Annotated in this window: 16 protein-coding genes; 8 read left to right on the plus strand and 8 right to left on the minus strand. The window is 35.8% G+C overall.

The window, feature by feature from the left end:
• Positions 1 to 137: 137 nt before the first annotated feature.
• The 6 genes from murI to B8967_RS16890 all read right to left on the minus strand — a co-directional run bounded on the left by murI (position 138) and on the right by B8967_RS16890 (position 5,782).
• Positions 138 to 968 carry a glutamate racemase gene (murI, locus tag B8967_RS16865; protein WP_047493144.1) on the minus strand — a complete coding sequence of 277 codons (831 nt, stop codon included), beginning with the start codon at positions 966 to 968 and terminating at the stop codon, positions 138 to 140.
• Between the two features lie 45 nt (positions 969 to 1,013).
• Positions 1,014 to 1,313, minus strand: coding sequence for a DUF4139 domain-containing protein (locus tag B8967_RS16870; RefSeq protein ID WP_084086831.1), 300 nt, complete (start codon positions 1,311 to 1,313; stop codon positions 1,014 to 1,016).
• 54 nt (positions 1,314 to 1,367) lie between these two features.
• Entirely contained in the window at positions 1,368 to 2,492 is a 1,125-nt protein-coding gene (gene hemW, locus B8967_RS16875) for a radical SAM family heme chaperone HemW (protein WP_084086832.1), read from the minus strand.
• Positions 2,493 to 2,543: 51 nt separating this feature from the next.
• A complete protein-coding gene (locus B8967_RS16880) occupies positions 2,544 to 3,494 on the minus strand; it encodes a PorP/SprF family type IX secretion system membrane protein (RefSeq protein ID WP_047493137.1) in 951 nt (316 codons plus the stop codon).
• A gap of 51 nt (positions 3,495 to 3,545) precedes the next feature.
• A complete protein-coding gene (locus B8967_RS16885; RefSeq protein WP_179140079.1) occupies positions 3,546 to 4,619 on the minus strand; it encodes an RluA family pseudouridine synthase in 1,074 nt (357 codons plus the stop codon).
• A 74-nt stretch (positions 4,620 to 4,693) separates the two neighbouring features.
• The gene (locus B8967_RS16890) at positions 4,694 to 5,782 is read right to left on the minus strand and encodes a PASTA domain-containing protein (RefSeq protein WP_084086866.1); all 1,089 of its coding nucleotides are present in this window, start codon (positions 5,780 to 5,782) and stop codon (positions 4,694 to 4,696) included.
• Between the two features lie 154 nt (positions 5,783 to 5,936).
• On the opposite strand from B8967_RS16890, the gene B8967_RS16895 reads away from it, so the two are divergent.
• The 5 genes from B8967_RS16895 (at position 5,937) to B8967_RS16915 (ending at position 8,912) form a co-directional block, all read left to right on the plus strand.
• The gene (locus B8967_RS16895) at positions 5,937 to 6,920 is read left to right on the plus strand and encodes a D-alanine--D-alanine ligase (RefSeq protein WP_047493217.1); all 984 of its coding nucleotides are present in this window, start codon (positions 5,937 to 5,939) and stop codon (positions 6,918 to 6,920) included.
• Between the two features lie 5 nt (positions 6,921 to 6,925).
• The gene (locus B8967_RS16900; protein WP_084086833.1) at positions 6,926 to 7,381 is read left to right on the plus strand and encodes a hypothetical protein; all 456 of its coding nucleotides are present in this window, start codon (positions 6,926 to 6,928) and stop codon (positions 7,379 to 7,381) included.
• Between the two features lie 3 nt (positions 7,382 to 7,384).
• Positions 7,385 to 7,849, plus strand: a complete 465-nt coding sequence (gene coaD, locus B8967_RS16905) for a pantetheine-phosphate adenylyltransferase (protein ID WP_047493126.1) — start codon at positions 7,385 to 7,387, stop codon at positions 7,847 to 7,849.
• A 42-nt stretch (positions 7,850 to 7,891) separates the two neighbouring features.
• Complete coding sequence (locus B8967_RS16910; RefSeq protein ID WP_228406240.1) at positions 7,892 to 8,170, plus strand: four helix bundle protein; 279 nt, start codon at positions 7,892 to 7,894, stop codon at positions 8,168 to 8,170.
• A 109-nt stretch (positions 8,171 to 8,279) separates the two neighbouring features.
• A complete protein-coding gene (locus tag B8967_RS16915; protein WP_047493124.1) occupies positions 8,280 to 8,912 on the plus strand; it encodes a trimeric intracellular cation channel family protein in 633 nt (210 codons plus the stop codon).
• 223 nt (positions 8,913 to 9,135) lie between these two features.
• Here B8967_RS16915 and B8967_RS16920 read toward each other — a convergent pair whose 3' ends face one another.
• Together B8967_RS16920 and B8967_RS16925 are read right to left on the minus strand one after the other, a co-directional pair.
• Complete coding sequence (locus B8967_RS16920) at positions 9,136 to 9,705, minus strand: tetratricopeptide repeat protein (RefSeq protein ID WP_047493121.1); 570 nt, start codon at positions 9,703 to 9,705, stop codon at positions 9,136 to 9,138.
• A gap of 165 nt (positions 9,706 to 9,870) precedes the next feature.
• Entirely contained in the window at positions 9,871 to 10,374 is a 504-nt protein-coding gene (locus B8967_RS16925; RefSeq protein WP_084086834.1) for a dihydrofolate reductase, read from the minus strand.
• Between the two features lie 74 nt (positions 10,375 to 10,448).
• Here B8967_RS16925 and B8967_RS16930 point away from each other — a divergent pair, with 74 nt between their 5' ends.
• The 3 genes from B8967_RS16930 to B8967_RS16940 are packed head-to-tail and all read left to right on the plus strand — an operon-like array spanning position 10,449 to position 12,281.
• Positions 10,449 to 11,054, plus strand: a complete 606-nt coding sequence (locus tag B8967_RS16930) for a LemA family protein (RefSeq protein ID WP_047493113.1) — start codon at positions 10,449 to 10,451, stop codon at positions 11,052 to 11,054.
• Positions 11,054 to 11,482 carry a TPM domain-containing protein gene (locus B8967_RS16935; RefSeq protein WP_174772371.1) on the plus strand — a complete coding sequence of 143 codons (429 nt, stop codon included), beginning with the start codon at positions 11,054 to 11,056 and terminating at the stop codon, positions 11,480 to 11,482. The genes B8967_RS16930 and B8967_RS16935 overlap by 1 nt, the downstream gene beginning before the upstream one ends.
• Positions 11,463 to 12,281, plus strand: a complete 819-nt coding sequence (locus tag B8967_RS16940; protein WP_047493107.1) for a TPM domain-containing protein — start codon at positions 11,463 to 11,465, stop codon at positions 12,279 to 12,281. Before B8967_RS16935 ends, B8967_RS16940 begins: the two co-directional genes overlap by 20 nt.
• Positions 12,282 to 12,391 lie beyond the last annotated feature (110 nt).

Genomic DNA, 12,391 nt, shown 5'->3' on the forward strand with positions numbered 1-12,391 from the left:
GTTAAAATTCAGTACCCATTTAGTATATTTTTAGAATGCAAACTGCCGGTAATATTCATTTACCGGCAGTTTCTTTATTTTTTTAGAGAATATCAAAAATATTATTCCTCTATTTTTAATTATAAAACAGAATGTACTTATAATACTTTCAATTCCAAATCAATGGTCTTACCAAAGAACTTTTTGGAAATTTTCTCAAAATTCTTAGTTAGATCCGAAAGGTAAAAGTGATAATTCGGTTTCGGATTATTATCATTCAAAAGATGGTATTTATCCAGGATAATTTTAAGATGATTGGCCACAATATTTGGAGAATCAATCACACGAACCCTGTTTCCATAATACTGTTTGATCTCATCAATTAAAAGTGGATAATGCGTACACCCCAAAATTAATGTTTCAATATTTTTCAGCTTATTGTTACTAAGATAATTGTAAATAATAGCGTGGGTAATCGGATGATTCTTAAATCCTTCTTCAATAGCAGGAACCAGTAATGGGGTTGCCAATTCATCTACCTTGATCCATTTATTCTGTTTTCGGATGCTCTTTTTATACAATCCTGAATTTACAGTAGCTTTAGTAGCAATCACTCCAACGTTGTTATGGATTTCGTAAGCTACTTTTTCAGCAACAGGATTAATAACGTCTATCACCGGAACTTTACCTCCCACAGACTGCATTACTTCATTCAAAGCATTTGCAGTAGCAGTATTACAGGCAATAACTATGGCCTTACAATTCTGTTCCATCAGAAAATTGGTGATCTTTGTAGAGTATTCAATAATTGCTTCCTTAGATTTTTCTCCATAAGGAAGGTGTTTGGTATCTCCAAAATAGATCAGATCCTCGTGAGGAAGAAGTCTTTTGATCTCTTTAGCTACAGTAAGCCCTCCCACACCACTATCAAAAATACCGATAGGCTGGCTGGGTGAAAGATGCGAATAATCTTGTTTTTTAGTTTTCAAATTGTGAACTGAAATTTTATACAAAAATAGTGAATAATCCGATACTTACTTAAGATTACTAACTGAAAAATCTTTCGGATACCTTACTTTATAGCTTACTCTAAATTTCTTGGTTTCCGACGGAGAGATTTTAACATTCCAACTCAAAAAACCTTTCTCTTTATCAAAATCTGCATTATCGCTTTGAAGAAGCTCAATTTTGATGGATTCATCTTTACTTAAAGGGATCTGATCCTTTATATCGATAGTGATTACTTCCTTTTTATTATTGCGTACAATAAGATCATATGTGAATGTCTTCTCCTGATAGGAAGAAAAAAACTTCTCATTGGCTTTATCATTCACAACTTCCTTTTAGTTTTTATTTAAAGTCTGGCTTCAAATATACACTAATAAACATTATACCAGAAATAAATCCGAAGCAATACCATCTGCCATAAACCAATGCTTTTCTGGAATTTTCAGGTGATCTTTTTCAATGATTAAAATGCCTTCTTCTATTTTAGATTTTATCTCCGTTTGAAAATGATCCATTACCTTATCAGAGAATTTATTTTTTAAGCTTGAAAGGTCTACTCCCCAAATGGTTCGCAGGCCAATCATGATCATCTCATTAAACTGATCTTCCTGAGACAGTAATTCTTCTTCTTTGGCAAGATTTTTAACCGCCAGTTTTTTAATATACTGTGGATTATTGGCAATATTCCAGCTTCTGACATCAAATCCGTTATAGGAATGTGCTGATGGACCTATTCCAAGATATTCCTGATATTTCCAATATGCTGAATTGTGTCTGGAATAAAATCCCGGTTTTGCAAAATTGGAAACTTCATAATGCTCAAATCCATTATCCTTAAGAAAATCCGAGAGATAGTAGAATTCTCTGTTTTGCTCCTCTTCTTTCGGGCTGATCACTTTTCCTTTTGAAATCCAGTTTTCCAGTGCTGTTTTAGGTTCCACAGTTAAAGCATAAGACGAGATATGAGGAACTTCTAATTCAATAGTTTTATTCAGGTTTTCCTTCCAGATCTCAAGATTTGAAGTAGGTGAACCATAGATTAAGTCAATACTCAGATTTTCAAAACCAAAATCCTGAGCCCTTTTAATAGAACTTTCTGCTTCAGAAGCACTGTGAGCGCGGTTCATCAGTTTCAGATCTTCTTCAAAAAAACTCTGTGTTCCAATAGATAAACGATTCACGGGAGTTCCTGCCAGTTGTTTTACAAACCGTTGATCCAGATCATCCGGGTTAGCTTCCAGAGTAATTTCTATGTTTTTATCAAAGCTGAAGTATTTTAAAGCTTCATCAATTAAAGAATGGATCTCATCTACTGAAAGAATGGAAGGCGTTCCTCCACCAAAATATAAAGATTGTAGGGTTTTGTTCTGTAATTCATCTTTCCGAAGCATCGTTTCAGTTTTCATAGCCTGAAGCATTTCATCCTTAAAATTCAGGGATGTTGAAAAGTGAAAATTACAATAGCTGCATTTTTGCTTGCAGAATGGGATGTGAATATATATCATAAAAAAAGCTCTGAAAAAATTCAGAGCTCAAATTTATTTAAATTAAATTGATTAATATCTAAATCCTCTAACATTAATAAAGTTGTCAAAGTTATAACCAAGGCCAAGCATAAAGCTATTCCCTCCAGATTTCTGAATATCAGACATTCCCAGGTTATAAGTGGCACCGATCATAAATTTGTTAAATCTCACTTTTACAATAGGAGAAATACTCAAATCCTGGCTGTCGAATCTGTTTTGAACAGTTCTGTAGCTTACCCCAAAAGAAAATGCATTAATCTCATTGGAGAATGTTGCCATTAAATTCCAGTCAATCATTCTTGTTGAGTTGGTATTTAAGTTGATCAATGCTGATGGTGCAATTGAAATATTATCAGCAATATTCCAGTTGTATCCTAAATTTAAAAAGAATTTAATAGGTGATGGTTCATATCCGTTTACAATAGACTGATCATTACTTAAAGCAATATCATTAACGGAAACTCCACCGAAAAGTCCTCTATACGTAGCAGCCAAACCAAAGTTAGCATACACCATAAAAAGGTTGCTCTCTTCTCCTCTCAATAATGGGTCATTAGCTTCCTCAGTATTAATTTTTGAATAATCAAAATTCATGTTATAGAAGTTAACACTTGTACCGAAAGAGAATTGATCCTTTCTATCTCCTTCGCTGCTTAGTGGAATAAAATAGGAAGCACCCGCTGTAATACCTCCGGCAGAAATAGGCCCATTGCTATCTCTAAAAACAGAAATACCCGCACCTACTCTATCAAAAATATTCGCATTAATCCCGATTGATTGTACATTCGGAGAGTTGTTGAATTTTGAAAATTGTTGTTGATAATTAGCGTTGAGCTGTACGTAGTCTGTTTTTCCGTATTGAGCTGGGTTGAATAGGAACTCACCATCCATAAGATATTGCTGATAGTAGGGTAGTGTTTCCTGTGCTTTGTATGCATTTGACAAAAGAGCTAAACATACGATAGCATATAGTTTTCTCATAACAAATCTTGATTTCAATTCAACAAATATAAAAAAAATCTCAATATATTTTTAGTTTTCTAAATAATTTCTCCATTTTTTTACGGCATCCACCATATCTTTGGGCATTGGGCTCTCAAAATATAATTCCTTTTTTGTTGTTGGGTGTATAAATCCTAGGGTATGCGCATGAAGTGCATGTCTGGGCAGAATTTCAAAAACATTTTTTATAAACTGCTTATACTTAGGAAGGTTCACTCCTCTTAAAGGAGTATGCCCCTCATATCTTTCATCATTAAACAAGGTATGGCCAATATGTTTGAAATGAGCACGGATCTGATGGGTTCTTCCGGTCTCAAGTTTACATTCTACCCAAGTCATATACCTGAACCTTTCCAAGACTTTATAATGGGTAACAGCATGTTTTCCATGGCTTCCGTCTTCATAAACAGACATCTGCATTCTATTTTTAGGATGTCTTCCGATATGTCCTTTTATTGTTCCCTCGTCTTCCTGTGGATTTCCCCATACAAAAGCCCAGTAAAGCCTTTTAGTGGTTCTGTTGAAAAACTGCTTGGCTAAAAAGCTTAATGCATATTCATTTTTTGCAATTACCAATAGTCCGGAAGTGTCCTTATCAATCCTGTGTACGAGCCCTACCCTGTCCAGATCAGATTTCTCTCCGTTCTTTTCAAAGTGAAAGGCCAATGCATTCACCAGCGTACCGTCCCAATTTCCAAATCCCGGATGAACAACCATTCCCGGTTCTTTATCTACAACCACTAAATCATCATCCTCATATACTATATTAATAGGAATATCCTGTGGAATAATAATATTTTCTCTTGGAGGACGCGTCAGTAAAACAGAGATCTGATCACCAGGTTTTACCCGGTAATTCTGTTTTACCGGATTTCCGTTCACCACTACATTCCCGGCCCTGCAGGTTTGGGAAATTTTATTTCTTGAAGAATTCTGTCGGTGTATTAACAGGAATTTATCTATTCTTAATGGCTCCTGTCCATTGTCAACAGTGAGATTAAGATGTTCGTACAATCCTTTATTTTCTTCATCAATATCGATGTTTTCAATACTGTTGGAATCTAATAATTCTTCATCTAAAAAATCTTCGTTATCTTCTGACATTGTTTTATATTTTTTACACAAAAGGCCTCAACATTTTGCAGTTGAAGCCTGTATTTATTTATACTATTTTGATATTATTCTACGACTACTTTTTTAGCCTTTGGCTTTTGAGCAGGTTGTTGGCCTGTAGAAGCAGCAGGCTTAGCTGTGTTTCCTGTTGCCGGGCTACTGGAGGAGGTTTTAGGCTTCTCTGTTCCGGAAACAGTGGATTTAGGAGCTGTAGTCTGAGTTTTAGGAGTTTCTGTTTTTACAGGCTCAGGTTTTGGTGTTTCCCTTTTGGGTACCGGTGCCGGAGCTACCGGAGGATCAAAACTTGGTTCATTGTGAACTTCCTCATATCGTACCGGTGGCAAAGAAGTATCTACCTTCATACGGTAAATAGAATTCAACTGTTCCACTTTAGCTCTCAGCTCAGCCGGAGTTCGCTTACTTGCCCATAAATCGATTTGCATACCCTGGTCACGTACATCTCCTGCAGCAGGATCCTGATAGTAAATGATGTCAGATTCATCATTGCTGCCATCTTCATGTTCTACCAATCCTACTTCAAACATTCCTTTTGTAATAACCGCTCTTGCTTCTTTTACAGAAAGTCCCACTACATTAGGAATAGAAATATTTCTCATAGGACCTGTTCCTACTACGACATCTATGATAGAGAATCTAGGCAAACGTGTTCCCGGATTAACGGCATTACCTTTATATAATATTCTTAGAAGAGCATCTTTCTGAATACTTGGTTCATAGATGGTATCGCCTATTTTAAGACCCACCTGATCCAGTCTCTGGAAGGCCAGTCCGGAATATTTATTGATAACATCAGGCACAGCAATCTGAGCCCATGTTCTTGGATTAACTTTCAAACGTACCGTTCTTCCGTCTTTTACACGGGAACCCGGTGCCGGATAAATCTGAAGAACCTGAAAAGGTCTGTATTTTGGATCATAATTGGCACTGTCCACTTCATATTCAAGACCGGTATCATCTAATATTTTAATAGCATCATGCACTGATTTATTAACAACATTAGGAACAGGAATTTCCTGTCCATGGTTTGTATGATATTCCAACCAACGAAATGTGAGCCATACCAGACCCACGAAAATGCCGATGGCTATTACTAAATTAAGTAAAACTTTCCAATTGAAAAGTGATTTAAGCATATTTAAAAATACTTTTATTACAACCGCAAATATAACTAATAATTTTAGAATGTGCTTTTTATTTAACAATTCATTTTTGATTTTAAAATTTCCAGTTTTCCCATATTGCATTGCATAAAATGATTAAATTTGCCTTAATTGATACTATATGGTTATGAACAAAAAAAGCGTTGCCGTAGTAATGGGAGGCTATTCTGATGAATATGTTGTTTCCTTAAAAAGCGGACAGTTGATTTATGATTCTTTAGACAGAAATCTATATGATGTATATAAAGTAGTCATTCTAAAAGATGAATGGTACTTTTTGGGAGAAAATGATAAAAAATACGACATCAATAAAGGAGATTTTTCTGTAATTTTAGATAATGGTGAAAAATTAAAATTTGATGTCTGCTTCAATACCATCCATGGAACTCCGGGAGAAAATGGAATTCTACAAGCATATTGGGATGCAATAGGCCAGCGATATACGGGATGCGATTTTTATCAGAGTGCTCTTACCTTCAATAAAAAAGACACCCTTGCTGTATTATCAAAATATGGAATTCCTTCAGCCAAAAGTGTATACTTAAGAAAAGGAGAAACTATTAATGTTGATAAAATTATAGAAGAATTAAGTCTTCCGGTTTTTGTGAAACCGAACCAGTCCGGATCATCTTTGGGAATTTCAAAAGTAAAAGAAAAATCAGAATTGATTGCCGCTACAGAAATAGCTTTCAAAGAAGATGATGAAATCCTGATTGAGAGCTTCCTGAACGGAATGGAGGTCTCTGTAGGAGTTATAGACTTTAAAGGAGAAACCATAGTACTGGGAATTACCGAAATTGTACCTACCAATGAGTTTTTTGATTATGAAGCAAAATATGAAGGAGCTTCAGAAGAAATTACTCCGGCAAGAATTGATGCAGAAACCACAAAAAGAGTGGAAGAAATAGCAAAAAGAGCTTACAATTCATTAGGAATGAGCGGGTTTTCAAGAAGTGAATATATTCTAATGGATGGAATCCCCTATATGCTTGAAATGAATACCAATCCGGGATTCTCTCCTGCAAGTATTCTTCCACAGCAGGCAAAATATTATGGAATTTCCCTTTTGGATCTTTGCGGAAATGAAGTTGAAAAAGCACTTAATAAATAAATGCAATGATCAGACTTCTTACCATTTCAATATTTATTTCCTCTTTGGCATCGGCTCAAAAAGATTTTACTCCGCTTAAACTGCATTTGCCAAAAAATCAGCTTGAGCCGAAGCATATCAATTTTGCTAATGAAGCAATCTATCTGGATGACCAAAAGTGTTTCAGCTATGTCAAAAAGCAAAATGTGATTATTGATAATGAAACAGTTCCCAATTATTTTGAAATTAGCTCTTTAGACCATAAAGTATTATTTTCAGGTATAATAAGAAAAAATGCGGACGGGAATTTTGAAAGTAAGATTACATTTCATCCAATTGATAAAATTTATACAAATTCAAAAGTTATAGGAAGAAATGATTTGATTTTAAATCTATCTTCCAATCAGGTTATAAATAACAACTGCAGCCTAAATCTTGAAAACCTAAGGCTGTTCTACGAAAAATCAAACGAAAACAACTAGGATATGAAAATTGCTGTTTTCCCAGGATCTTTTGATCCTATTACTTTGGGACATTACGATATTATAGAAAGAGCGGCACCGCTATTTGATAAGTTAATTATTGCCATTGGGCAGAATTCTCAGAAGAAATATATGTTTCCTCTTGAAAAAAGGATGGAATTTATTCAAAACTCTGTGGCGGAATTCCCCAATGTAGAAGTAGATTCATTTGAAGGATTAACAGTAGATTACTGTTTTGAAAAAAATGCCCAGTACATTCTAAGAGGTTTAAGAAATCCTGCTGATTTTGAATTTGAAAAAGCAATCGCTCATACCAACAGGACATTAGCTCACAAAAAACTGGAAACCGTATTTTTATTAACTTCATCCGGTAAATCTTTTATCAGCAGTAGCATTGTAAGAGAAATCATCACCCACGGAGGAGAATACGAACTGATGGTTCCCGATTCCGTGAGAGTGAAGAGATAAAACATAGGTAACTGGCAATGAGTAATAAGTAATTTTGATAGTATGGATTTTAAAAACTTTTCTATTGCTATCATTAGAACACTTTCTTCATTACCCTATTCTGATGACCTTTCAATAATAAGGAAACAGATCATCCGATCAGCTACTTCTGTAGCAGCAAATTACAGAGCTGTTTCAAGAGCAAGATCTGAAAAAGAAAAATTTGCTAAAATATATATTGTTGTTGAAGAAATTGATGAAACTCAGCTTTGGCTTGAGATCATTGAAGAATTAGAATATGTAAATCCTGAAAAAAATTCTATATTTAAAAACAGAATGTGAAGAATTAGTAAAAGTCATGACCAAATATAAGTTCAAACTATCACAAATTTAAATGGCATAATTTTTATTACTCATTGCTCACTACTTATTATTTATCACTTATAACTATATGCACGAACAGTTCAATTTCGCCATAGAAGTACTTGGAACCATTGCCTTTTCCATGTCAGGAAGTTTTGCAGCGATGCAAAAACGGCTTGATCCGTTTGGGGTACTTATTATTGCCTTTGTTACTTCTGTAGGTGGAGGAACGGTGAGGGATCTCCTGCTGGACATTCCTGTATTCTGGATGCATGATCTTCTCATGTGTGCATTGATCCTCATTACCAGCATATTTTCAATGGTCTTCAAATCTCTTGAAAAGAATTTTAAAGTAACCTTGTTTATCTTTGATAGTTTCGGATTGGGGTTATTTACCATTATTGGGATTCAAAAAGGGCTAAACGTAGGGATTCATCCTTTGATCTGTATCGGACTGGGAACCATTACCGGCTGTTTTGGTGGGATTATCCGGGATATCTTACTGAACAGAATTCCGTTGATTTTCAGAAAAGAGATCTATGCAACCGCCTGTATTGTAGGAGGGGCAGCATTTTTACTGATGACAAAATATACTCCGCTATCCTATACTTTTATACAGATCTTTACTATTTTACTGATCGTTGCCATCAGAACCTTTGCCGTAAAATATCACTGGCAGATGCCTAAGTTTTATGGCTATGACCATAATTCGGAAATGTAATTTTCTATAGGGTTCTGTTCACTACAAAAATTGGAAACATAACTTTTACGACGATGGTCTCCGGGACAAATTTAAAAAACGGGATCTTTTACTCTTTGTAAAAGAAAATATTTATCCTACAAATCCTTTTTCAGGTAAGAAACTTGACCTCCACTTGTTATAAGTACAAAAAAAAGTCCTGAAAAAATCAGGACCTTGTCTATAATGTATAAGAGAAAATCAATTAGTAGAACTTCCCTCTTTGTCTCATATTAGGATTATGCATATGCTTTTGCATCGTAGGCATTTTCAACTGATCTTTCATCATTTTGATCTGATCTGTCATCATTCCTGCCGTATCTAATCTTTTTGCTTCTTCCAACAATTTCTGACCTTCCTGCTTTCTTCCTTTAGAGATAGCCGATGCAGCAAGATTTAAAGTAGCCATAGCTCTGTCATGCTTCATATTTAAACCGTATTCCAATGCTTTTTTCATCAAAGGTTCTACTTTGGTAGGATGATCCTGAGCTTGCGTTAATCCCAGTAAATAGTGGAAATATCCATATTGGGTTTTGTGAAGCTGTGACTGATAGTTGGTAATCTTAGTCAGCCATTCTGCAGCTTTTTCCATATTCTGCTTTCTCAGTTGCCAGAAAGCCAAAAGGATATATTCATTTTTAAAGAAAAGAAGGATCGGAAATGCTGCAAGAAGAAAAACAACAATCCCCCAGCCCAGATTTCTTGTAAAAAACATCATATAAACTCCCGTAAGGATAAGAAGAGCTGCTATTACAATTTTTATGTATTTATTCATTATTAAATTTTAGAAGTGCAAAGATAATAAATTTAAGGTTTAGAGTTTAAGGTTTACAGTCCAAAAAAGTCAATTATGAATTGTCAATATGCTTAGTCTGTCTATTTTTATGTAAGCTAAAGACATTCACTATTCATTTGCAGAGCAAAAACTGACTATTGATGTTTACCCCTTCTCTTCGGTCTTTATTTTTTCAAACGTCTGGAAGCAGAAATCATAAGCGTTTTTCTCATCTTTCTCATGACAGATTTCATTGGTCTTTTTCCAGATCTTCCCATCAATTTTTGGGAAAAATGTATCAGCCTTCAGATCAGCTTTTACTAAGGTTACCTCAAGTTTATCTACCACATTCATCGTCTGCTCATAGATATTGCCACCACCAATAATAAAAACTTCTTCATCTATTTTTTTTGCAAACTTCACCGCCTCTTTAAGGCTGCCTACAATAAGAATTCCTTCTTCAAACCAATCTTTTTTTCTTGAAACAACAATGTTGGTACGGTTAGGAAGAGGCTTCCCGATACTTTCATACGTTTTTCTCCCCATAATAATCGGATGCCCCGAAGTAAGATCTTTAAAATGTTTTAAATCTTTGGGAAGATGCCAAAGTAACTGGTTTTCAAAACCAATTTCATTTTTCTCTCCCATTGCCACCACTATTGTTGTCATTCAAATAATTTTCTACAAAATTAGCACATAATTTGTATATTTGATTAGCACAAAAAATTAAAAAAAAATAAACTATGAAAAATAAAGGATGTCTGGGCGCCGGAACAATTGGTATTGCCCTCCTTGTTATTGTTGCAATTCTATTCTTTTGGGGAAAAAGCGGATATAATAACTTCGTGACCAAAGAACAGACTGTGAACACAAAATGGTCTAATATAGAGACCGTATATCAGAAAAGAGCCAATCTTATCCCGAACCTGGAAAGAACAGTTAAGTCTTATTCAAAATTTGAACAGGAAACTTTAACACAAGTGGTTGAGGCACGTTCCAAAGCAACTTCTATCAATGTTGACCCTACGAATATGACAGATGCTGACATTGCTAAATTCCAGGCTGCACAAGGAGAATTGTCCGGAGCTTTAAGCCGATTGATGGCCGTTGTGGAGTCTTATCCAAATTTAAAAGCAGACCAGCAGTATATCAACTTCCAAAGAGAATATACCGCTATTGAGAACAGTATCAGAACAGAAACTGTATATTACAATGAGGCTGCGCAGGATTACAATACCTCCATCAAAACTTTCCCCAATAATATTTTGGCGAATTTTACCAACTTTAAAGAAAAACCTTATTTCAAAGCTGAAGCAGGAGCTCAAAAGGCACCTGAGGTATTCAAATAATGAGTAATTTCCTTACAAATCAACAGATCGCTTCCCTTGTGGAAGCGATTCAGTCAGCAGAAGATCATTCTACAGGCGAGATCAGGGTGCATATCGATTCCAATACGGAAGAACGAAATGCAAAAACTGCATTTGAAGTATTCAAAGAGCTTTGTATGGATAAAACAGCGGATAGAAACGCCGTGCTTTTTCATATTAATTTCGAACAAAAATATCTGACCATCATTGGAGATATCGGGATACATGAAAAAGTACAGCAATCTTACTGGGATCATTTGCATGACTATGTGACCTCTGAATTTGCCAAAGGAAATTATCACCAGGCACTAAAAAGTGCCATCCTGGAAACAGGTCTTGAACTCAAAAAATATTTTCCTGTGAAAGGAGAAAACCCAAACCAACTCCCGAATGAAATTACGTTCTCTTAAAATAGTATTTTCATTTTTATTGATCTGCTTGTACAGTTTTGTATCAGCACAATATACTGTTCCTGAAAAGCCGGCAGTGCTATATCCGGTTTTTGATGAAGCCGGACTGCTTTCTCAGCAGGAAAAGGATGAGCTTAATAATAAGCTGATCAAATTTGCAGATTCAACCTCAACGGAAATTGAAGTCGTAATCATCAAGTCTACGAAAGGAGAAGATGTGAACTTTCTGGCCACCATGTTTGGTCAGAAATGGAAGATCGGAAAAAAAGGAGTAGATAATGGAGTTGTTTTCCTGGTTGCTACAGAAGACAGAACGATGTCTATCCAGCAGGGAAGAGCCGTAGAGCAATATCTCACAGCTTCCGTAGCAGGACAGATTCTGGATTATATCGTGACCCCTAATTTCCGGAAAGGACTTTGGTATGAGGGCATCAATCGCGGTACCTCAGCCATTATGGAAGCTGTTCAGGGGAAATTTAAACCTGAAGAAACCACAGCCCCTTCCGGTAATGGAAGCGCATTTAAAGTACTCCTCATTGCTTTTGTCATTTTCATCATTATAGCCATTCTTTTTGGCAACAGAGGTGGTGGCCCCGGCAGAGGGAACAACGATGACGATGATGATGTCATTATCACAAGAAGAGGACGCAGAAACTATCCTGGTGGATTCTTCCCATTCCCTGGAAGTTTTGGAGGCGGAGGCTTCGGTGGTGGAAGTTCCGGCGGTGGAGGCGGCGGCTTTGGAGGCTTCGGCGGTGGCGGAAGTTTTGGAGGCGGCGGTGCATCCGGTGGATGGTAATCCTTTAACACAGAAACAATACATAGAAACAGATCAGGCCAGTATGGCCTGATTTTTTTATTTAAAAACTCAAAATACTATTGTTTTTTTGCTTTTTCTCAATAGTAAAT

This window comes from Chryseobacterium sp. YR221 (genome assembly GCF_900176315.1).
GTDB lineage: Bacteria > Bacteroidota > Bacteroidia > Flavobacteriales > Weeksellaceae > Chryseobacterium > Chryseobacterium rhizosphaerae.